The sequence below is a fragment of the Sphingomonas sp. DC1600-2 genome (genome assembly GCF_049897605.1).
Lineage (GTDB): Bacteria > Pseudomonadota > Alphaproteobacteria > Sphingomonadales > Sphingomonadaceae > Sphingomonas.
Window position 1 is genome coordinate 602527 of sequence record NZ_JAFCWO010000003.1, and the last position, 23100, is coordinate 625626.

The window sequence follows — 23100 nt, forward strand, 5'->3', positions numbered from 1 at the left end:
AATGCAACATTGATCGAGTTTATGGGGCACGCCACGATCGATTGTACCTGCCTGGACGGCAATTTTCAGCCGGCGGCGGATCATCATGACATCGGGGAATATGGGGGGACGCCGGGGCAGCCTTCAACGGCAAGTGCCCGCTTCGTTCCAGCAATGGTCGGGGCGATAGGATTCGAACCTACGACCCCTGGACCCCGAGACCAGTGCGCTACCAGACTGCGCCACGCCCCGACACATTGCAGGGCGCAGCGCGTAGCCGCAGGGCGCGGCGGTAGCAAGTCAAAAAAATGCCACGCAGGCGGATCGCGCGTCTGCCGCGGCTCAAAGGAGCACGGCGAGCATCTCGTCGATCGTCGCGAATTTCTCACGGGGGGCACCCTGACGCGCGCGCGCGACCTCCGCCGCCTCGATCTTTTGCCAATCGCGGAAGGTCACGATCTCGACACCGCGCTGTGCGAGCAATTCATCAAGATCGATGCGCCCGCGCTTGCCACTGTCGGCCGGAATGTCCGCCGCGATGAGCTCTGCGATGGCGAAACCGTCGGGGCGGTTGGTGCCGATCGTGCCAGTTGGACCGCGACGGGCCCATCCGACCGCGTAAAGCCCCGGCGCGATCCGTCCCTCGACATTGGCGAAGCGCCCGAGCTTCTCGTCATATGGCACCCCGGCGATCGGCGGCGTGCGATAGCCGATACAGCTGACGACCAGGCCAGCGGGGACCGCATAGGTGTCGCCGGTGTCGCGCACGTTCCCAAGATCATCGATCATGGTGCGGGCGATGATAACCCTTTCTGCGACACCGGTGCCCTCGATACGAAGTGGACGGGCAAAAAAATCGAAGACGATGTGGACCGGCTTGTCGTCCTTCCGCTCGGCAAAAGCCCTCAGGTGAGCGATCGATTTCCGCAGGCCCGGGTCCAGCGCCGCGTCGCTTTCGGGCGAGGGAAGGTCGGAGGGATCCACAACAGGGAGCGCCCGCGAAAGATGGGCAAGCTCGCCGAGCTCCTTCGGGGTCATCGCGATCTGCTGCGGTCCGCGCCTCGAGAGCACGGTGATCGTGGCCAATTCTGTCTCGCGCAATCGTCCAAGCGCGTGGGCGGCGATGTCCGATCCGGCAAACTCGTCCTCGGCTTTTGCGAGAATGCGAGCAACGTCGAGCGCGACATTGCCGGCCCCGATGACCACCGCATCGCCGCGGGTGAGCGGCGGATCGAGGTCGGCAAAGTCGGGATGGCCGTTGTACCAGCCGACAAAGGCGGCCGATCCGATGACGCCGGGCAGGCCGTCGCCCGGTACGCCGAGCGGCTTATCCGCCGGTGCCCCGGTGGCGAGGATGACGGCATCGTAACGATCGAGCAATTCGCCAATGGAGACGTCGCTTCCCACCGTGACGTTGCCGACAAACCGCACCGTGTCGCTCAACGCGACCGTTTCATAGCGTCGGGCCACGCCTTTGATCGATTGATGGTCGGGGGCAACGCCGCTGCGGATCAAACCATAGGGTACCGGCAAACGATCGATGATATCGACGCGTGCAGCATCGCCGAACGTCTTTTGACAGCCTTCCGCGCTATAATAACCCGCTGGGCCTGAGCCGATGATCGCAATGTGGCGCATTGGGGCTCTCCTATGGGGGATATCCTAGCGTGGGGTTCGCTGACGGCAAGGTGCGCCGGCACTCTAGCCTTTGGACCGAAGATAACGATAGAGTTACGAATGACATGAATGTCATGTTGGCGTCGCGTTTAGGCCATGCGAAGGGGCCGATGCGATCATGACGATTTTACCCGAGGACAGGAATTCCATGAGCAGTGCCCCCGTTTTCTACGATGCCTCGGGGCGCCGTCGGCGGCGTTTCGCGGTGGCGGTGACGGCGTTTGTGCTGTTGATCGTGGTGGCGATTGCCGCGCTCGGGGTTTCTATCGGGGCTGTGCCGCGCGCGCCCTTGTTGCCGGTCGAGGCCGAGCACGCCGCGTTGACCAAGCTGCCGCCGCCGCATGAGCCGCTGCTGAAGCGCGCGCGGCATGATTTGAACGACTATGCCCGGCTGCTCGGCGCGCGTCCGCGCGGGGTTGGGGTCGATCAGCCATTGGCGATCGCGTTTCATGCGCCTTGGGACGAGTCCTCGGCGGCATCCCTCCGTCGCAATATCGCTGAGCTTGACTGGCTGATTCCGGGCTGGGTTTCGGTCACTGGCGCGGATCATAAGGTCACTGTGTTTCGGGATGTTGCGGGGCGGGAGATCATCAACCGGTCGCCGCATCGCCCCCTGATCTTGCCGATGATCCAGAATGCGGTGAACGGCAATTGGGATCCGCGCGGCATGGAGGCGTTGTTGCGGGCACCGGCGCAACGCAAGGCGTTGCTGGACAAGCTCGAACCCTGGCTGGCGGCCAACCATGCAGGCGGCGCGTTTTTCGATTTCGAAGAGCTTACGCCCAGGGGGCAGGCCGACTTTCGCACGTTCCTGGCCGAGGCGCGGGCGCGTTTTATCAAGCACAGCTGGGTGATCGCGATCGCTGTGCCGATCGGCGAAGCCGATGGGCAGAATGGCTGGAATATGCAGGCATTCGCCCCCGTGGTCGATCGTATCTTCCTGATGGCCTATGACGAGCATGAAGTCGGCGGCGCAGCGGGGCCAATTGCGTCGCAAGCGTGGTTTGAACAGTCTGTCGCAAGAGCGGCGCATGGCCTGCCGCGCAGCAAGGTCGTCGTCGCGATCGGCAGCTATGCCTATAACTGGCACGATCATACCGGGGAGCCGCTCGCGATCGACGAAGCGTGGGAAACCGCGCGGGAATCGAGCGCAATGCCCGTGTTCGACAGGGCCAGCGGCAATACCGGCTTTGCCTATCAGGAAAACGGCAGTCGTCACGAGGTGTGGATGCTGGATGCGGCCTCGGCCTACAACCAGTTGCGCTTTCTGGCGCGATCGGGGCTGGACGGGGTCGCGGTCTGGCGCTTGGGATCGGAGGATCCCGGGCTCTGGTCGATCTTCGGCCGCTCGCACCGAACCTTGCCGCCTGCGTCCGTCATCGAGAAAATCCCCGCCGGGACCGACGTCGACATTGATGGCAGCGGTGAGATCCTGAAGATCGCAGGCGTGCCCGTGCAGGGCGTGCGGCGCGTCCAGACCAACAAGGACGGCGCGATCACGAATGTCGTGTTCGAAACCTTACCCTCGCCCTACATCGTCGCGCGCACCGGGTATAAGCCGGGGCTTGTCGCGCTGACCTTCGACGACGGGCCCGACCCGACCTGGACCCCCAAGGTGCTCGACATCCTGAAAGAAAAGAAGGTACCCGGAACCTTCTTCATCGTCGGCGAAAACGCGCTAACCCAGCGGCCGTTGCTCGAACGCATGGTCCGCGAAGGCCATGAAATCGGCAGCCACACCTATACGCATCCCAATCTGGCGGGCGCCTCGCTTGCCGAGACGACCTTTCAGCTCAACACCACGCAGCGCCTGTTCCAGGCGTTTACCGGGCATTCGCTCCGCCTGTTCCGCGCACCGTATTTTGGCGACGCCGAGCCAACCACCGCCGACGAAATCGATCCGGCGCTGCAGGCGCAGGATCGGGGGTATATCTCGGTCGGGCTGCACGTCGATCCGGGTGATTGGAAGCGCCCGGGCGTCCAGAATATCATCGATTCGACGGTGGCGCAGGTAACCGACCCCACGGCCAAGTGCGACCCCACCAATCCCGAGCCGCAGTGCAGCCGCAACATCGTGCTGCTCCACGACGCCGGTGGAGATCGTTCTCAGACGGTCGAGGCGTTGCCGCAGATCATCGATCAGTTGCGCGCCAGGGGGTACACCTTCGTGCCCGTGTCGACGTTGGCCGGCATCCCGCGCGATGTGGTGATGCCGAAGCTGTCCGCGAGTGATCAAGCAGCCGCGGCGACCGATCTGTTCATCTTCAGCGCGCTCGGCGCGATCGTCATCGGGCTAGGGTGGATCTTCTTTCTTGCCATTACGATCGGTATCGCGCGCGCGGTGATCCTCTCGGCGCTGGCGCTGATTCAGGCCCGACGCGAGAGCCGGACGATCTTCCCCGAGATCGACCCGACGCGTTTCGTTACCGTGATGATCCCTGCGTTCAACGAGGAATTGGTGATCGAGCGCGCGGTGCGCGGTGTGCTCGCCTCGACCGATGTGCGCGTCGAAGTCATCGTGATCGATGATGGATCGAGCGACGAGACCAGCGAGGTCGTCGCTTCCGCCTTTGCACAGGACCCGCGCGTGAAACTGCTCACGCTCGAAAATGGCGGGAAGGCGCGGGCGCTCAACCACGCCCTCGCGCTGGCAACGGGCGAGATCGTAATCGCGCTCGACGCCGATACCCAGTTCGAGCCAACCACGATCGCCCGGCTCGCGCGCTGGTTCGCCGACCCAAAGATCGGCGCGGTGGCGGGCAATGCCAAGGTTGGCAACCGCGTGAACCTGCTGACCAAATTCCAGGCGGTCGAATATATCACTGCGCAGAATCTCGAGCGTCGGGCGCTGGCGCGGCTTGATGCGATGACGGTGGTGCCAGGCGCGGTCGGTGCATGGCGGCTTGCCGCGATCCAGCAGGTCGGCGGCTATCCCGATGACACGCTGGCTGAGGATCAGGATCTCACCATCGCGATCCAGCGGGCGGGCTGGAAGGTGACCTATGACCAATATGCCATCGCCTGGACCGAATCGCCCGAGACGGTGAAGGGGCTGGCCAAGCAACGCTTCCGCTGGGCATTCGGCACGCTGCAATGCTTGTGGAAGCACGGCATTATCATCGCGACGGGCAAGCCGCGCGGGCTTGCCCGGGTGGGTTTGCCGCAAGCGATCCTGTTCCAGATCGTATTTGCTGCGATCTCCCCGATCATCGATCTCGCGCTGATCGTCAGCTTCGTGACGACGTATTTGGCGGTGCAGGCGCATGGCTGGGCGCAGACCCAGCACGATGTCGAGAAGATGCTGATCTACTGGCTGGTGTTCACTGCGATCGATCTGCTCGCGGCGACCGTGGCGTTCGCGCTGGAGCGGCGGGAGAATTGGCGGTTGCTGTGGCTGCTGATCCCGCAGCGCATCGGCTATCGCCAGATCATGTATTACGTCGTGATCAAGGCCATTGCGCAGGCCTTGCGCGGCCCGCGCGTCGGCTGGGGCAAATTGGTGCGCACCGGGCGCGTGCAGGCGGGGTAGCGCGCGGGCGGGAGGGTTTTGCTATATGCGCGTCGATATAGCTATCGTATGGACGGGCCATGAAACGCCTCCTGCTCCTGTTGCTATTTCTGACCGGGATTGCCCCCGCGGTGGCGAGACCTCAGTCGCAAGGACCGCTGGTGCTGGCCGCAGCCAGCCTGCAGGAGGCAATGACTGCAGCGGGGCACGCCTGGGCGGCGCAGGGCCATGCCGAACCCGTGCTGTCCTTCGCCGCCTCCTCGGCGCTCGCGCGCCAGATCACGGCTGGCGCACCTGCCGACCTATTCGTTTCGGCGGACCAGGCATGGATGGATGATGTCGCAGCCAAGGGGCTGCTGGTGCAGGGCACCCGCGCGCCTTTTCTCGGCAATAGGCTGGTGATCGTCGCGGCCGTGGGCAACCCGGTGAAGGTGCCGTTGGCCTCGGCCGCACTGGTGCGGCTGCTGGCGGCGGGGCCGCTGGCGATGGCGGACCCCGACAGCGTGCCGGCCGGGCGCTACGGCAAGGCGGCGCTCACCGCGCTTGGCGTGTGGGCGCAGGTGCAACCGCATGTCGTCTCCGGGGACAGCGTACGCGCCGCGCTGGCGCTGGTCGAGCGCGGGGCGGCACCACTCGGCATCGTTTATGCGACCGATGCGCGTGCCTCGTCCGCCGTCCGGATCGCAGGCGTGTTCCCGCCGCGCAGTTATCCGCCGATCACCTATCCGCTGGCGCGCCTGAAAAGCTCGACCAACCGCGAGGCGGAGGGGTTCCGCCGCTTTCTGCTGTCGCGCAGCGGCCGGGCGATCTTCGCGCGTTTCGGTTTCAGCGCGCGGTAATGCTCACCCAAGAGGAATGGGGCATCGTCCTGCTGTCGTTGCAGGTCGGCGCGGTGGCGATGGCGGCGACGCTGCCGGTGGCCTTTGCGCTGGCCTGGATACTGGCGCGGGTGCGCTTTCCGGGCAAGGTGCTGCTTGATGCAGCGGTGCATTTGCCGCTGGTGGTGCCGCCGGTGGTGACGGGCTGGGTGCTGTTGCTGGCCTTTGCCCCGCGCGGGGTGATCGGTGCACCGCTCGAGGCGCTGTTCGGGGTGTCGGTGCTGTTCCGCTGGACCGGGGCGGCGATTGCAGCGGCGGTGATGGCGCTGCCGCTGACGGTGCGCGCGATGCGGCTGTCGATCGAGGCGGTCGATCAGCGCCTGGAGAGCGCCGCGCGCACGCTGGGGGCCGGGAGGGCGCGTGTATTCTGGACGATCACGCTGCCGCTGAGTGTGCCCGGCATCCTTGCGGGCGCAGTGCTGGGCTTTGCACGCTCGATCGGCGAGTTTGGCGCGACGATCACCTTTGTCTCCAACGTGCCCGGGCAGACGCGGACTTTGCCGCTGGCGATCTACAGCGCGCTGCAGCAGCCGGGCGGTGAGGCGATGGCGTGGCGGCTATCGTGGATATCGGTCGCGCTGTCACTGGCGGCTTTGGTCGCGTCGGAAGTGCTGGCGCGGCGGATGGGGGCGGGGCGCCATGTCCTTTGATCTCGCGCTGACCAAGCAGATCGGCACGACCGAGATAGCGCTGACGCTGGAACCGGGGCCCAGCGCGGGATCGGGCGCGACGATCCTGTTCGGCCGGTCGGGTGTGGGGAAGACCAGCGTGCTCAACATGGTGGCGGGGCTGCTGCGCCCCGATAGCGGGCACGTGCGCGTTGGTGGCGACGCACTGTTCGGGGACGGTGTGGACGTCCCGCCCGAGCACCGCCGCGCAGGCTATGTCTTCCAGGAGCCGCGGCTGTTCCCGCATCTGCGCGTGCGCGGCAATTTGCTGTACGGGGCCGGGCGCAGTGCGGAGATCGGCGATCGCCTGAATTTCCTGGGGATAGCCGATCTGCTCGACCGCTGGCCGCATACGCTGTCAGGCGGTGAGGCACGGCGGGTCGCGATCGGGCGGGTGCTGCTGAGCAATCCGCGCTTCCTGCTGCTTGACGAGCCGCTGTCGTCGCTTGACCGGCCCCGGCGCGAGGAGGTGATGCAGGCGATCGAACATATTCGCGACGTGCTGCGCCTGCCGATCCTGATGGTGACGCACGACCCGGAGGAGGCCGAACGGCTGGGTACGCGCGTGGTGCGGATGGGGTGAGCGAAGGCCTGGTACGGAGGGCATACCGGTCGTGCCCCCACCCCAAAAAAAAGCCGCCGCCCGGGGGTCCGGGCGGCGGCGCTGCCGCATGTAGGGGGAGGGGGGTTACATGCGGAAGGAGATCGAGCCGACGAAAGTGCGACCGTTCTTGTAGAAAGCGGTCGGACGATCGGGCGTCGCATTATACTGCAGATAGGTCGAATCGAGCAGGTTCTGCGCGTTGAACGACAAGGTCACTGCCGGAATGACCTTCACACCCAGCGAGAAATCGAGCTGGCTATACGGTGCCACCATTTCGCGCGAGCCCAGACGGCCGATCGTGCGGAAGTAGGACGAACGATAGTTGTAGCTCAGCCGCGCCTGCAGCGGCCCCTTTTCGAAATAGGGGATCACGTTGACGGTGTGATGCGACAGATAGGGCAGGTTGAGCGAGGCACCGGTGGTGTCGACCGACGAGGTCGAGCTATCCTGATACGAATAGTTCGCCTGCAGGCCGAAACCGCCCCAGATTTCCGCCTGGCCCGCCACCAGCACGCCGTTGACCTTGGCCTTGCCGCCGTTGATCGGCTGGTTGACGCTGTAGCTGGTCAACTTGCCCTGCAGCGAGTTGTAGAACACCGTGTCGGTGCGGGTGTTGATGATGTAGTTCGAGATATCGCGACGGAACAGTTCGAGCGAGACCAACGTGCCAGCGCGCGGATACCATTCCGCCGTCAGTTCGTAATTGGTCGACTCATACGGCTTCAGGTTAGGGTTGCCGCCGCCACCGTCGAGCGTGATGTCGTTGAGCGAGGTCGCTGCTGCCAGATCCTCATAACGCGGCCGCGAAATCACGCGAGCAACGGCACCGCGCACGATCACCTGTGGGGTGACCGAATATGCGATATTGAGGCTTGGCAGGAACTTCAGATAATCGCTGGTGGTGCGCGTCGGGACGGGCACCGGCGCGACGGTGTTGCTCAGCGTCGTCGCATAGGTCGAGATGTCGCGGGTATAGACCAGACGACCCCCGATATTGCCGCGCACGCCGCCCTGGTCGAAATTCGCCTGGACGTAGGACGCTGCGACGGTTTCCTGCACCTTGGTGGAGGCACCGACCTTGGCGACCAGCGGGCTGTTGATCGCGTTGGCGAGGAGGTCGATCACCGCCTGTTGCGACAGGTTGATATATTTGGTCGCATTGCCCGAGCCGCCGCTGCCGTCGAACGTGCCGTCGGGCGTCGTGGTCGTGGCCACGCCGAGTTGCGCCAGCGTCTTCGAACTCGTCATATAGGTGTTGACGCCGCGCGCATCGAGCCGGTTGACGTGGTCGGTGATCTTGCTGCCGAGCAGGATCTGCGTGAACGGACCGAAACTGACCGGGATCGTAGCGTCATAACCGCCGAACACGTCGCGGTCGGTGGTGACGCTGTAATCGAGGCCGCCGATCTGCGCGCCGATCAGCTGCGTGCCGTTGACGATAACCGGCTTGCCTTCGATTTGCGCCGGGTTGTTGTTCGGATTGGTGAAGTAATTGACGGGGTTGGTCAGGTCGCCGACGAAGTTGACGGTCGCGCTGTTGGGGCCAAAGGCATAGCTGAACGGCAGCTTGGTTTGGGTGTTGAACAGATACTCAGGATTGCGGCCGCCGACCGCGCGGCTCCATCCGCCCGCGAAGTTGACCTTGGTGCCGCCGCTGCCTTCCCAATCGGCGAAGAAATTGACGTTATTGGTCTTCAGGCTGGTGTGGCGGACGTTGGTATCGAGCTCGGCGCTCTGGCTGGTCGCCGCGCCGAACGAGGCGGCATTGACGACGCCATTCGAGACGTTGGCCGATTGCAGCACGTTACCGGTCCAGGCGACGGGGATGGTGTACATCGACTGGCTGTAATTGTTGTAATTGCCGTCAATGTGCAGCCCGTTTAGGGTCAGCGTCAGGTTCGGTGCCGGGCGATATTGCACGGTGCCCGACACGGTCTTGCGCTCGCGCGTCTGCTGGAAATAGGCGTAGTTGATGCCGAACGGCGCGACCGCCTTGATCAGGTCTTCCTTGGTACCACCGGTGATCGTCGCATTGGGGTTCTGCAGGATGCCCTGGCCCGCCGCGTCGCGCTTCACGGTGCCGTCCGCGTTCTTCTGGAAGAAGTCCGCGCCGCTCTGATAGCCGAAGAATTCCACGCCCGCGCGCGTGATGGTCTGCTTGTCATAGCCGCCCGCGATCAGGACGCCGAAGGTGTCGTCCTTGTTCTTCCAGCTGTACAGGCCCGAACCGCGGAAATTGCCTTTGCCCGAGCGATCATTGTAGCTGTAGCCGCCCGAGGCGAAGATCGAATTTGCCGGTGTGTCGAGCGGACGGCGCGTGCGTACGATGACGGTGCCGCCAAGGCTGCCCTCTTCGATGCGCGGCTCCGGCGACTTGTACACTTCGAGGCGCTCGACCAGTTCGGGGGCAAGCAGCGAATAGTTGAAGGTGCGGCTGGACGGATCGTTGTCATTGCCGCCCCAATCGGCGGAGGCCAGCGCATGGCCGTCGAGCAGCATGCGGTTGAGCGCGGGATCGGTGCCGAGAATGGCGACCTTCTCGCCTTCGCCAAAGCGGCGATCGATGCTGACGCCGGGGATGTGCGACAGCGATTCCGCGACGTTGCGATCCGGGAACTTGCCGATCGCCTCGGATGTGATCACGTCGACGACGGCATTGGCGTTGCGCTTTACCGAGATGGCGCTGCGCAGGCTCTCGCGGATACCGGTGACGACGATATCGTCATTCGACGCAGTATCGGCCTGCGGCGCGGGGGCCTGTGCGGCCGCCGCTGCATCCGGCGTTGCGGTTTGTGCCATCGCCGGTGCGCTGGCGAGACCGGCAAGGATGCTCGAGGTCAACAAAACGGTATGAAGTCGCATAAATCAGAACCCTCCCCAATACATCGGCCAGGCAGCCCAGGCTGACCCCCGATCCGAAGCCCCGGTCCTGCCCGGAGCCACCCACTTTACCGCATCATGTGGTATCACATTGGTGTCTTTTTGCACCGCTACGGTATGGAAATTTATAACCAATGCATTTGGCAAAAGCTATGCCAAAGTTGCATTTCAATGACAGGAGGCCAAGCCGGAACCGCAGAAACAAGTCGTTATGTTTCGGTTAGTTACCGCATGGCGCGCGGACATCGTCAAATTTTGTGGTCCGGCGGTAGATAGAACCTGAAGAGAACCTGTGACCAATAATTGGCCTTAACCAGACCAATTTTGCGCGATTCGCGAAACGTGCTCTGCGTGCGGCGCGCCCGGTCGGGACAGTTTCCGAAGCGACGGGTTAGGCGGGGCGCCTTTCCCACGAAAAAGCCGCCGCCCGGTTGCCCGGACGGCGGCCAATTTCGTCAGATCAGGCGCAAAGCCTGAACCTGGAGGATCACTCCTGGTTCAGATACTCGCCAGCATCGGCGTCGGTGCCGTGGCCCGACGGCGTCACCGCCGCCAGCGCATCGTCGCCTGTGCCAGCCGCATCGCGCGTCGACCGCGCCAGCTCTGCGTCATGCTCTTCCTTGGCCGAGTTCGGTGCGATGATCGACACCTCGGCCATGCGCCGCTGCTGCACCCGCAGCGCCGCATCGCGCGACGAAGCGGTGACGCGCAGGCGGTTCATGCCCGCACCGGTGCCAGCCGGGATCAGACGGCCCACGATCACGTTCTCCTTGAGACCAGTGAGCGTGTCCTTCTTGCCCTGCACCGAGGCTTCGGTGAGCACGCGCGTGGTTTCCTGGAACGACGCCGCCGAGATGAAGCTGCGGGTCTGCAGCGACGCCTTGGTGATGCCGAGCAGGACGGGCTTGCCCTGGGCCGGACGATCCTTCTTGCCGATCTTCGAGTTGATCTCGTCCATCTCGTCGCGATCGACCTGTTCGCCGGCCAGCAGCGTGGTGTCGCCGCCGTCGGTGATCTCGACCTTCTGCAGCATCTGACGAACGATCGTTTCGATGTGCTTGTCGTTGATCTTCACGCCCTGGAGACGATAGACCTCCTGAATTTCCGACACGAGATATTCGGCCAAGGGCTCGATGCCGAGCACTTCGAGAATGTCGTGCGGATCGGGGCTGCCGCCGATGAGGTTGTCGCCGCGCTTGACGTAATCGCCTTCCTGCACGTCGATGACCTTCGACTTGGGCACCAGATACTCCACGACATCACCGCCGTCCTCGGGCTGGATGCCGATCTTGCGCTTCGCCTTATAGTCCTTGCCGAACACCACGCGGCCAGAGACCTTGGCGATGATCGCATTTTCCTTGGGCTTGCGCGCTTCGAACAGCTCGGCAACGCGCGGCAGACCACCGGTGATGTCACGCGTCTTGGCGCTTTCGCGGCTGACACGGGCCAGAACGTCACCGCCCTGAACCGTCGCACCATCCTCGACCGAGAGCGTTGCGCCCGGGACGAGCATGTAGCGACCGGCCTCCTCGGCGCTTTCGCCGGTGAGGGTCAGGCGCGGACGGAGATCCTCCTTGGTCTTGCCGCTGGCGCGATACTCGATCACGACCCGCTGCGAGATGCCGGTGGCTTCGTCGGCCTGCTCGGTGAGCGTCTTGCCCTCGATAAGATCCTGATACTTCACGACGCCGGGGTTCTCGGTGATGACCGGCATGGTGAACGGATCCCACTCGGCCAGACGATCGCCCTTCGACACGATGTGCTTGTCGTCGAACAGCACATACGCACCATAAGGAATGCGGTGCACTGCACGCTCGCGGCCGTCCATGTCGACGATCGCGATTTCACCCGAGCGGCTGAGCACAACGCGGCGGCCGCGCTGGTCGGTGATGGTGCGAAGATCACGATATTCCATCGTGCCGTCGGCCACTGCCTCCAGGTTGGACTGCTCGTTCAGCTGTGCCGCACCACCGATGTGGAAGGTACGCATGGTCAGCTGCGTGCCCGGCTCACCGATCGACTGCGCCGCGATGACGCCGACGGCTTCACCGATGTTGACCGGCGTACCGCGGGCGAGATCGCGCCCGTAGCACTTGCCGCAGACACCGATCTTGGTCTCGCACACCAGCGGCGAACGGATCTTGCAGCTCTGCGTGCCGATCGCCTCGATCTGCGCGACCATCGGCTCGTCGAGCAGCGTGCCCGACGGGATAACGATCTCGCCGGTCTTGCTGTCGATGATGTCTTCCGCGGTCGTGCGACCGAGGATGCGCTCGCCGAGCGACGCGATCGTCGAGCCGCCCTGCACGATCGCGCGCATTTCCAGCGCGCGGGTCGTGCCGCAATCGAGCTCCATGATCACGCAGTCCTGCGAAACATCGACCAGACGACGCGTCAGGTAGCCCGAGTTCGCCGTCTTCAACGCCGTATCCGCGAGGCCCTTACGAGCGCCGTGGGTGGAGTTGAAGTACTCAAGGACGGTCAGGCCTTCCTTGAAGTTCGAGATGATCGGCGTTTCGATGATCTCGCCCGACGGCTTGGCCATAAGGCCGCGCATACCGGCGAGCTGCTTGATCTGTGCCTGCGAACCGCGGGCACCCGAGTGGGCCATCATGTAGATCGAGTTGATCGGCTTCTCGCGACCCTTATTGGGGCCGTCCTCGTAGCGCTTAACCGCCTTGATCTCTTCCATCATGGCGTTTGCCACCTGGTCACCGCAACGGCTCCAGGCGTCGATCACCTTGTTGTACTTCTCCTGCTGCGTGATCAGACCGTCCTGATATTGCTGCTCGAAGTCCTTCACCAGGCCGCGCGTCTCGTCGACGAGAGCGACCTTGGCGTCCGGGATGATCATGTCGTCCTTGCCGAACGAGATGCCGGCCTTGAACGCGTGGCGGAAACCGAGCGACATGATCGCGTCGGCGAACAGCACGGTCTCCTTCTGGCCGGTGTGACGATAGACCTCGTCGATCACGTCGCCGACGTCCTTCTTGGTCAGCAGGCGGTTGACGGTGTCGAACGGCACCTTGGACGATTGCGGCAGGCACTCACCCAGCAGCATGCGACCAGGGGTGGTCTCATAGCGCTTGAGATACTGGTTGCCCTGCTCATCGGTCTGCGGAACGCGGCTGATGATCTTGGTGTGGAGCGTGACCGCGCCAGCCTCGAGTGCGTGATGCACCTCCTGCATGTCGGAGATCATCATGCCTTCGCCGGGCTCGCCTTCCTTGAGCATCGACAGATAATACAGACCCAGCACCATGTCCTGCGACGGCACGATGATCGGCTTGCCGTTCGCTGGCGACAGGATGTTGTTGGTCGACATCATCAGCACGCGCGCTTCGAGCTGGGCTTCCAGCGAGAGCGGCACGTGGACCGCCATCTGGTCACCGTCAAAGTCGGCGTTGAAGGCCGAGCAGACCAGCGGGTGAAGCTGGATCGCCTTGCCCTCGATCAGCACGGGTTCGAACGCCTGGATGCCGAGACGGTGAAGGGTAGGGGCGCGGTTGAGCATAACGGGATGCTCGCGGATCACCTCGTCCAGGATGTCCCAGACTTCCTTGCGCTCCTTCTCGACCCACTTCTTCGCCTGCTTCAGGGTCATGGAGAGACCCTTGGCGTCGAGGCGCGCGTAGATGAACGGCTTGAACAGCTCGAGCGCCATCTTCTTCGGCAGGCCGCACTGGTGCAACTTGAGTTCCGGACCGGTCACGATGACCGAACGGCCCGAATAGTCGACGCGCTTACCGAGCAGGTTCTGGCGGAAGCGGCCCTGCTTGCCCTTGAGCATGTCGGACAGCGACTTGAGCGGACGCTTGTTGGCGCCCGTGATCGTGCGGCCGCGGCGGCCGTTATCGAACAGCGCGTCGACGGCTTCCTGCAGCATGCGCTTTTCGTTGCGGACGATGATGTCCGGCGCACGCAGCTCCATCAGGCGCTTGAGGCGGTTGTTACGGTTGATCACGCGGCGATACAGATCGTTCAGATCCGAGGTCGCGAAGCGGCCACCGTCGAGCGGCACCAGCGGGCGCAGTTCGGGCGGAATGACCGGAACGACTTCGAGGATCATCCATTCCGGGCGGTTGCCGGATTCGATGAAGCTCTCGACGACCTTCAAGCGCTTGATGATCTTCTTGGGCTTCAGTTCGGACTTGGTGACCGCCAGCTCTTCGAGCAGTTCCTTGCGCTCACCTTCGAGATCGAGGTCCTGCAGCATGATGCGCACGGCTTCTGCACCGATGCCGGCCGAGAAGGCGTCTTCGCCATATTCGTCCTGCGCGTCGAGGAGTTCGTCCTCAGTCATCAGCTGGTACTTTTCGAGCGGGGTGATGCCCGGCTCGATCACGATATACGCCTCGAAATACAGCACGCGCTCGAGCTGCTTGAGCTGCATGTCGAGCAGCAGGCCGATGCGCGACGGCAGCGACTTGAGGAACCAGATGTGCGCGACGGGGGCGGCCAGCTCGATATGGCCCATGCGCTCACGGCGGACCTTCGAGACGGTGACTTCAACGCCGCACTTTTCGCAGACGATGCCCTTATACTTCATGCGCTTGTACTTGCCGCACAGGCATTCGTAATCCTTGATCGGACCGAAGATGCGCGCGCAGAACAGGCCGTCACGCTCGGGCTTGAACGTGCGATAGTTGATGGTTTCCGGCTTCTTGATCTCACCGAACGACCACGAGCGGATCTTGTCCGGGGAGGCGATGCCGATCTGGATCTGGTCGAAGGTCTCGGCCTTGATGACCGGGTTCGCGAAGTTTGTGAGTTCGTTCATTTTGCTTCCTTCTCTCCCTCTCCCCGCTGGCGGGGAGAGGGCAGGGGAGAGGGGCAGTCTCTCCCGGCTTGGAAATGGTTTGAGGAGAGGTGCCCCTCTCCCCGACCCTCTCCCCGCGAGCGGGGAGAGGGAGAAGATTTTACTCCGCCGCGATCGCGACGCCGTCGCTGTCGAAATGCTCGGTCGTGGTCAGTTCGATGTTCAGACCCAGCGAGCGCATTTCCTTGACGAGCACGTTGAAGCTCTCCGGAATACCGGCCTCGAACGTGTCGTCACCCTTGACGATCGCCTCATAGACCTTGGTGCGCCCGACGACGTCATCGGACTTGACCGTGAGCATTTCCTGCAAGGTGTACGCAGCACCATATGCCTGAAGCGCCCAGACCTCCATTTCACCGAAGCGCTGACCACCGAACTGCGCCTTACCACCCAGCGGCTGCTGCGTGACGAGCGAGTACGGCCCGATCGACCGGGCGTGGATCTTGTCGTCGACCAGATGGTGCAGCTTGAGCATGTAGATGATGCCCACGGTGACCTTGCGGTCGAACTTGTCGCCGGTACGACCGTCGAACAGTTCCGACTGACCCGAGGTGTCGAGACCGGCCAGTTCCAGCATCGCCGAAACGTCCGCTTCGCGCGCACCGTCGAACACGGGCGTTCCCATCGGGATGCCGGTCTTCAGGTTTTCCGCCAGCTCGATGATCTGGTCGGCATCGCGGGCCTCGATGTCGGCCGCATAATGCTCGCCATACACTTCGAGCAGCCGCGCCTTGACCGCGTCGGGCATCGCGCCCGGTGCGGGTTCGGGGTTGGCTTCGCGCCAATCTTCCAGCGCACGATGGACTTGCTGCCCGAGATTGCGGGCGGCCCAGCCGAGATGCGTTTCGAAGATCTGCCCGACGTTCATGCGCGACGGCACGCCCAGCGGGTTAAGCACGAGATCAACCGGCGTCCCGTCGGCGAGGAACGGCATGTCCTCGGCCGGCAGGATGCGCGAGATGACACCCTTATTGCCGTGACGGCCGGCCATCTTGTCGCCCGGCTGCAGCTTGCGCTTCACCGCGACGAACACCTTGACCATCTTGAGCACGCCTGGCGGCAACTCGTCACCACGCTCGAGCTTGTCGCGACGATCGTGGAACTTGTCGAGGATCAGCTTGGCGGCATCGTCATACTGCGCCTTGACCGCTTCCAGATCGCTCTGGACCTTGTCGTCGGCAACGGCGAACTTCCACCACTCATGACGATCGACGCTGTCGAGCACGTCCTCGTCGATGACCACGCCCTTCTTGGGGCCGTTCTTGGGAACGGCGGTCGCGGTCTGGCCGATCAGCATTTCCTTCAGGCGCGACCAGGTCGCACGGTTGAGGATGGTGCGCTCGTCGTCCGAGTCCTTCTTCAGGCGCTCGATTTCCTCGCGCTCGATCGCCATCGCGCGCTCGTCCTTGTCGATGCCGTGGCGGTTGAACACGCGCACTTCAACGACCGTACCGGCAACGCCCGGCGGCAGGCGCAGCGAGGTGTCGCGCACGTCCGACGCCTTTTCACCGAAGATGGCGCGGAGCAGCTTTTCTTCCGGCGTCATCGGCGATTCACCCTTGGGGGTGATCTTGCCGGCAAGAATGTCGCCCGGCTCGACTTCGGCACCGATGTACACGATGCCCGCTTCGTCGAGGTTGCGGAGCGCCTCCTCGCCGACGTTCGGGATATCGCGCGTAATGTCTTCCGGCCCGAGCTTGGTGTCGCGCGCCATGACTTCGAATTCCTCGATATGGATCGAGGTGAAGACGTCGTCCTTCACGATACGCTCGGAAATGAGGATCGAGTCCTCATAATTGTAGCCGTTCCAGGGCATGAACGCGACGAGCGCGTTGCGGCCCAGCGCCAGCTCGCCGAACTCGGTCGAGGGACCATCGGCGATGACGTCGCCAGCGGTGATCACGTCGCCCACCTTCACCAGCGGACGCTGGTTGATGCAGGTGTTCTGGTTCGAGCGCTGGAACTTCATCAGCGTGTAGATGTCGACGCCCGACTGGCCGGCTTCGACATCACCGGTTGCGCGGATGACGATACGCGACGCATCGACCTGGTCGACGATGCCGGCGCGCTTGGCCGAGATCGCAGCGCCCGAATCGCGCGCAACGGTCTCTTCCATGCCGGTGCCGACGAACGGTGCCTCGGCTTGGACCAGCGGCACAGCCTGACGCTGCATGTTCGAGCCCATCAGTGCGCGGTTGGCGTCATCGTTTTCCAGGAACGGAATGAGCGATGCTGCGACCGAGACGAGCTGCTTGGGGCTGACGTCCATCAACGTGATGTTGTTGGGGATCGCCATCAGGAATTCGCCCGCCTGACGCGACGAGACGAGTTCTTCGACGAAGCCCTTATCGGCGTTCAGTTCGGCGTTGGCCTGCGCGATCGTGTGCTTGGCCTCTTCCATCGCGGAGAGATACACGACGTCGTCGGTCACCTTGTGATCGATGACCTTGCGGTACGGCGTTTCGATGAAGCCATACTTGTTCACGCGGCTGAAGCTGGCGAGCGAGTTGATCAGACCGATGTTCGGGCCTTCCGGCGTTTCGATCGGGCAGATACGGCCATAATGGGTCGGGTGAACGTCGCGGACTTCGAAGCCGGCGCGCTCACGCGTCAGACCACCCGGTCCAAGCGCCGAAACGCGGCGCTTGTGGGTGACTTCCGACAGCGGGTTGGTCTGATCCATGAACTGCGACAGCTGCGACGAGCCGAAGAATTCGCGAACCGCGGCAACCGCAGGCTTGGCGTTGATCAGGTCGTTCGGCATCACCGTCGACACGTCGACCGACGACATGCGCTCCTTCACGGCGCGCTCCATGCGGAGCAGCCCGACGCGGTACTGGTTCTCGAGCAACTCGCCGACCGAGCGGACACGACGGTTACCGAGGTTGTCGATATCGTCGATGTCGCCCTTGCCGTCCTTCAGATCGACCAGCGTCTTGATGACGGCGAGGATGTCCTCGGTGCGCAGCGTGGTGACCGTGTCCTCGACATCGAGGTCGAGGCGCATGTTGAGCTTGACGCGACCCACGGCCGACAGATCGTAGCGGTCGGGATCGAAGAACAGGCCCGAGAACAGCGACTCTGCGGTTTCGAGCGTGGGCGGCTCGCCAGGACGCATGACGCGGTAGATGTCGGACAGCGCCTGCTCGCGCTCTTCGGCCTTGTCGACCTTGAGCGTGTTGCGGATCCACGCGCCGGTGGCGACGTGATCGATGTCGAGCAGTTCGATGCGATCGATGCCGGCCTGGTCGAGCAGTTCGAGGTTCTCGGCCGACACTTCGTCGCCCGCCTCGATATAGATCTGGCCGGTATTGTCGTTGATGAGATCATAAGCCGAATAGCGGCCGAAGATTTCCTCGGTCGGGATCAGCAGGTCGGTGAGGCCATCCTTGGCTGCCTTGTTGGCGGCGCGGGGGCTGATCTTCTGGCCGTTGGCGAACACGATCTCGCCGGTCTTGGCGTCGATGATGTCGTACATCGGCTTCTGGCCACGCCAGTTCTCGGCCTGGAACGGGATGATCCAGCCACCCTGGCCACGGACGAAGGTCACGCGGTTGTAGAAGTGGTTGAGGATCTCCTCGCCGGTCATGCCGAGCGCATAGAGCAGCGCCGTGACGGGCAGCTTGCGCTTGCGATCGATGCGGACGTTGACGATGTCCTTGGCGTCGAATTCGAAATCGAGCCACGAACCGCGATACGGGATGACGCGGGCTGCAAAGAGATACTTGCCCGAGGCGTGGGTCTTGCCGCGGTCATGGTCGAACAGGACGCCCGGCGAGCGGTGCATCTGCGACACGATGACGCGTTCGGTGCCGTTGATAATGAAGGTGCCGTTGCCCGTCATCAGGGGCATGTCGCCCATGTAGACGTCCTGCTCCTTGATATCGAGGACCGAGCGCGAATCGGTGTCGGCATCCACCTCGAACACGATCAGGCGCAGCGTGACGCGCATCGGTGCCGCATAGGTGATGCCGCGCTGGCGGCATTCGTCGGTGTCGAACTTGGGCGGCTCAAGCTCGTAATTCACGAAGTCGAGCTCGGCGGTGCCGGCGAAATCGCGGATCGGGAAGACCGAGCGCAGCGTCTTTTCGAGACCGGAGACATAGCCGATCGACGGATCGGAGCGCAGGAACTGTTCGTAGGATTCGCGCTGAACCTCGATCAGGTTCGGCATCTGCACGACTTCGTGGATGTTGCCGAAAACCTTGCGGATGCGGCGCTTGGCCGTGCCGCTTTCGGCGCGCCGCGTAGGGGTGCTGCCGTCGATTGCTTTGGTCGCCATGGAGATGTCTGCCCTCAAGCTGTATAATCTGGCCCGGAATCCACCGGGCGGGCACGCTCCAAAGACGCAAAAAGCCGCATGTCCTCCTCATCGGATGACAGCAGCTTGTAAGCGTCTCTAGATACTACAATCTCCAATACGATCGATGTGCTGCGCGACGGCACATCATTTCCCGAAAATTGCAGTGGAACGCGCCATATAGGCAGGGCGGGGCGTGGTGTCAAACGCCGTGCGCGCGGGCGGGGCCGTGCGCGCTCGCTGGGCGAGGTCGCACGGCCCGCGCGGACTTCGGCAGTATTATACCGTCATCGGGATCGACTGCGTCCACACAACGCCGACGTCGCTCGGGAGCGGCTTGTTGGGATAGAGCGTTTCCTTGCCGTCGGTGGTGACGCGCACCTCGAACGCCGACGGGTTGCCCCAATTGATGCCGATCATGGTCAGCGTATATTGGCCGCCGTTCAGAATATATTGCGGGACGATCGTCGCATCGACCGGCGCATTGTAGCCGGCCTTGACATGGATCAGCTCGCTGCTGCCTTGCGGCTGGGATGCGAGCAGGATCAATTCATTGTCGCATTTGGTGACGTGGATCTGCGTGGTAGCCATGACATCCTCCATCGGGTTCCGGCAGGGGTGCCGGAGATGGGACAGTGATCTCGTCGAGCGCGGTGCCACTGTGCAAAATAGCACGGGGCAGGGGTATTGGGGCCACACTGGACCCATCCTTCGTTCCGCAGCCCGCGATCTCTCCGAAATGGAGGGAAGGGCGCGACAGAAGCGGGACGGGCGGGGGTGCCAAGGCAGAGGCATTTCGCGATGCGCCGCCCGCACGCCTGGTGCAGCCTGGCCCAATGGCAGGAGAGACGGCTTGGCGGGGCGGGATTTGTCGTTATGCCCGTCAGGGTGAAACCGATCCCTTTCCTTGCCGTGACGGCGATGTTGCTAGCGATCGCCACCGCAGCGCAGGCGCAGAACACCACGGACGTCAAACCCTTGCCGGGGCTGGACGACTTCAATCTGCCGTCGTCGCGCCCCCGGCCGGTGGTGCCGACGCCCGAACCGACGATCAGCGCGCTGCCGCGCCGCGACGCGTCGTCCGACCGGCCCGCTGCCGAGCGCGTGCAGCCGCCGCCAGTGGTGCCGACCGCGCGCGCGACCCCGGCCGTTCGCCCGGCTGTGGCACCGCGCGCTGCGCCTACCCCGACTCCGAGCCGGACACCGTTGGCGACGACGACGGCAATTCCGACTTCTCAGTCAACGACGCTCCCCACAGTGACCGCCGAACCGGCACCGGTGGAGTCCCCTTCCTCACCAACCGCCTTGCCCGCAGCGCTGCCGACACCTGGCAGTGCGGCAAGCGTGCCGCCGCCGGAATCGGCCATGCCCGCGATCGGACTGGGGCTTGGCGGCGTGGCGCTGGTGTTGGCGCTGGGAGCGCTCGGTTGGTGGTGGTGGCGTCGCCGCGAGGCTGATCGCGGCGATGGGCGTCGTGACCGCGACCACGAGATCTTCCTGTTGCATCCGGCGGGCGGAGACGGCGTGCTGCCGCCTGCGGTCACAGAGTCGGTCGCGCCGCCGCCGCAAGCGCCGCCCGCACCAATCCCGCCCGAAGCTGCGCCAGACGCGCGGGCCCTGATCGAAGTCACTTTGGTTCCCAAGCGGGCTGGCACCAATGTGCTGAGCGCCGCCGTCGACTACACGATCGTCGTGCACAACGCAGGGGGCAGCGCGGCGACCGGCATCCGCCTCGACGTGCGCCTGCTGAGCGCGGGCACGCAGCAGGATGCGCAGATTGCGGCGGTGTTTGCCGCGTCGATCGCGCAGCCCATCACCGCGCCGTTCGATTTGCCGCCGGGCGCGACGATCGAACTGGGCGGCATGGCGATGCATCCCAAGCAGACGCTCGAGCCGCTGGACGTTTCGGGCAAGGTGCTGTTCGTGCCGGTGCTGACGGTCAATCTCACCTATGGTTGGGTCGGTGGCAGCGGCCAGACCGCGCGCTCCTATGTCATCGGGATCGATCGCGGGGCCGAGGCCAAGCTGCAGCCATTCCGCCTCGATGCGCCGCCGCGCATGTACGATAGCGTCGCGGCCTTGCCCTATCTGATCGCGGAGACGCGCTGACCACTTTACGATTATCGATAAATACCATATCGATAATCGTAAAGGAGACCGCGATGGGTGGGCACGATCGAGTTTTGAAGGCGTCGCGCTTCGCGGTGCGGCTGTTCCTTTTGATCAATCTGGTGTGCCTCGTCGGTTTTGTCGCGGCGATCCTGTTGTCGTTTCCGGTGGATGGCTGGATCGTCGCGCGGCTGGTGCGCAAATATGGGCCGACGCTGAACGTTCAGGGCGCGATGCTCGCGCTGCGGATGGTAATGGTGTGGGGCGTTGTCGCAGGGCTGGTGCTGCACCGCATCCTGACCCAATTACTGGCGATCCTCGACACGGTGCGGCGCGGCGATCCGTTCACCGCCGCAAACGCCACGCGGATCCGCGTGATCGCCTGGGCGATGCTGGGATTGCAGCTACTCGATCTGGTGCAGGGTGCGATGACGGCGTGGTTCGCCGCGCTGCATGTGCAGTTCGCCACTTGGACGCCCGCTTTTGGCGGCTGGGTGGCGGTGTTGCTGCTGTTCGTGCTGGCACAGGTGTTCGCGCGCGGTGCCGAGATGCGCGACGAACTGGCGGGCACCGTCTGATGCCGGTGGTGGTGAAGCTCGACGACGTGCTCCACGCACGCCGCATGACGCTGACCGAATTGGCGGCGGCGGTCGACATCAGCCTGGTCAATCTGTCGATCCTGAAGACGGGCAAGGCCCGCGCGATCCGTTTTTCGACATTGGAGGCGATTTGCGCCGTGCTGGACTGCCAGCCGGGCGACATTTTGCGGTTTGAGGGGGGCGAAGCATGACGTTTTGGACAGCGTTCAAAGAGACCTATCGCGGCAGCATCGCCTTCATGATCGCGTGCCCGTTACTGACGATGGTCCCGGTGGTGTTCGAAATCCTGCAGCACGTGGTCGAGGTGAAGATTGGTCTGTATGCGAGTGTCGCTGCGGCAAAAGCGCTGGAGCACGATCCGTGGCGCATGGGGTTCGGGCTGCTCAAGGTCGCGGCGCTGACCGTGCCGACCTATTGGATCGTGCGCTTCCTGGCGTGGCGCGATCCAGCACGCGCCGCCCGCCCGGAGATGCCCGCCGTGCGATTGTTTGCGGTGGTGCTGGTCGTGCAGCTGGTCTCCGCCGCGCTCCAATTGTTCGTTCTGCCGCGCGACGGATGGGCGTTGCTGGTGGAATTCATCGTGTTGCAGGTCCTCGCGGTGCTGTTGCATCCGTGGTTTGTCGCGGCGGCGCTGGGCAACCCGGCAATCGGGCCGCAGCGATCGGTTGCGATCATGGCGCGCCAGACGCTGTGGAGCTTCGTCTTCATGCTGGTGGCGATCCTGCCGCTGATGATCCCGCATTATGTTTTGGGTGCACTTGCGATCCTCGGACCGAAACCGCTCTTGTGGCCGGTGCTGGTGCTGGATTCGCTGCTGGTCGGGTGGTTGAGCGCGGTGATCGTTGCGAGCGGCTTTACCGTCGCGATGCGCGCGGCCGCGAAGCAGGGGGTTGATCTTGGGATTGGGGATGTTTGTCCCGTTGCTGGCGCGCAGGCGAGCACGGTTGACGCAACGCGTTAACGGCCTTGGTCTTCCTCCCCTCCCTGGAAGGGAGGGGAGGAAGATCTGGGGCGTGTTGACGCAAAAAGGGCGGCTCCGCGAAGAGCCGCCCTTTTTGTTTGGCGAACCGTCATGGGCA

The 23100-nt window shown here is 63.8% G+C and carries 13 protein-coding genes and 1 tRNA gene; 8 read left to right on the forward strand and 6 right to left on the reverse strand.

Annotated features, from left to right (window positions below):
- Positions 1-154: 154 nt before the first annotated feature.
- Together ACP7BL_RS09615 and ACP7BL_RS09620 are read right to left on the reverse strand one after the other, a co-directional pair.
- Positions 155-231, reverse strand: a tRNA-Pro gene (locus ACP7BL_RS09615).
- Between the two features lie 90 nt (positions 232-321).
- On the reverse strand, positions 322-1617 hold the full coding sequence (locus tag ACP7BL_RS09620) for an FAD-dependent oxidoreductase (protein WP_426258201.1): 1296 nt from the start codon (positions 1615-1617) through the stop codon (positions 322-324).
- Between the two features lie 187 nt (positions 1618-1804).
- Here ACP7BL_RS09620 and ACP7BL_RS09625 point away from each other — a divergent pair, with 187 nt between their 5' ends.
- The 4 genes from ACP7BL_RS09625 to ACP7BL_RS09640 are packed head-to-tail and all read left to right on the forward strand — an operon-like array spanning position 1805 to position 7293.
- On the forward strand, positions 1805-5185 hold the full coding sequence (locus tag ACP7BL_RS09625) for a glycosyltransferase (protein WP_137902518.1): 3381 nt from the start codon (positions 1805-1807) through the stop codon (positions 5183-5185).
- A 59-nt stretch (positions 5186-5244) separates the two neighbouring features.
- On the forward strand, positions 5245-6003 hold the full coding sequence (gene modA / locus ACP7BL_RS09630) for a molybdate ABC transporter substrate-binding protein (protein ID WP_426258202.1): 759 nt from the start codon (positions 5245-5247) through the stop codon (positions 6001-6003).
- A complete protein-coding gene (gene modB, locus ACP7BL_RS09635; protein ID WP_426258203.1) occupies positions 6003-6692 on the forward strand; it encodes a molybdate ABC transporter permease subunit in 690 nt (229 codons plus the stop codon). Before modA ends, modB begins: the two co-directional genes overlap by 1 nt.
- Complete coding sequence (locus ACP7BL_RS09640) at positions 6682-7293, forward strand: ATP-binding cassette domain-containing protein (protein ID WP_426258204.1); 612 nt, start codon at positions 6682-6684, stop codon at positions 7291-7293. The genes modB and ACP7BL_RS09640 overlap by 11 nt, the downstream gene beginning before the upstream one ends.
- Positions 7294-7398: 105 nt before the next feature.
- Here ACP7BL_RS09640 and ACP7BL_RS09645 read toward each other — a convergent pair whose 3' ends face one another.
- From ACP7BL_RS09645 to ACP7BL_RS09660, 4 genes are all read right to left on the reverse strand, one after another.
- Positions 7399-10176, reverse strand: a complete 2778-nt coding sequence (locus ACP7BL_RS09645) for a TonB-dependent receptor (RefSeq protein ID WP_426258205.1) — start codon at positions 10174-10176, stop codon at positions 7399-7401.
- A gap of 505 nt (positions 10177-10681) precedes the next feature.
- Entirely contained in the window at positions 10682-14974 is a 4293-nt protein-coding gene (rpoC, locus tag ACP7BL_RS09650) for a DNA-directed RNA polymerase subunit beta' (RefSeq protein WP_426258206.1), read from the reverse strand.
- Positions 14975-15113: 139 nt separating this feature from the next.
- Positions 15114-19295 carry a DNA-directed RNA polymerase subunit beta gene (gene rpoB, locus ACP7BL_RS09655; protein ID WP_426258207.1) on the reverse strand — a complete coding sequence of 1394 codons (4182 nt, stop codon included), beginning with the start codon at positions 19293-19295 and terminating at the stop codon, positions 15114-15116.
- Between the two features lie 297 nt (positions 19296-19592).
- Positions 19593-19904 (reverse strand): hypothetical protein, encoded by a 312-nt coding sequence (locus tag ACP7BL_RS09660; protein ID WP_126847522.1) that lies wholly within the window; start codon positions 19902-19904, stop codon positions 19593-19595.
- 297 nt (positions 19905-20201) lie between these two features.
- Between ACP7BL_RS09660 and ACP7BL_RS09665 the strand changes: the two genes are divergently transcribed.
- Genes ACP7BL_RS09665 through ACP7BL_RS09680 form a run of 4 tightly spaced genes read left to right on the forward strand, consistent with a single transcriptional unit; the run spans position 20202 to position 22982 of the window.
- Positions 20202-21422, forward strand: a complete 1221-nt coding sequence (locus ACP7BL_RS09665; RefSeq protein ID WP_426258208.1) for a hypothetical protein — start codon at positions 20202-20204, stop codon at positions 21420-21422.
- 53 nt (positions 21423-21475) lie between these two features.
- The gene (locus ACP7BL_RS09670; RefSeq protein WP_426258209.1) at positions 21476-22000 is read left to right on the forward strand and encodes a DUF2975 domain-containing protein; all 525 of its coding nucleotides are present in this window, start codon (positions 21476-21478) and stop codon (positions 21998-22000) included.
- Positions 22000-22212: a helix-turn-helix domain-containing protein gene (locus ACP7BL_RS09675; protein ID WP_426258210.1), complete on the forward strand. Its 213-nt coding sequence runs from the start codon at positions 22000-22002 to the stop codon at positions 22210-22212. The genes ACP7BL_RS09670 and ACP7BL_RS09675 overlap by 1 nt, the downstream gene beginning before the upstream one ends.
- Positions 22209-22982 carry a hypothetical protein gene (locus ACP7BL_RS09680; RefSeq protein WP_426258211.1) on the forward strand — a complete coding sequence of 258 codons (774 nt, stop codon included), beginning with the start codon at positions 22209-22211 and terminating at the stop codon, positions 22980-22982. The genes ACP7BL_RS09675 and ACP7BL_RS09680 overlap by 4 nt, the downstream gene beginning before the upstream one ends.
- The last annotated feature ends 118 nt before the right edge of the window (positions 22983-23100 follow it).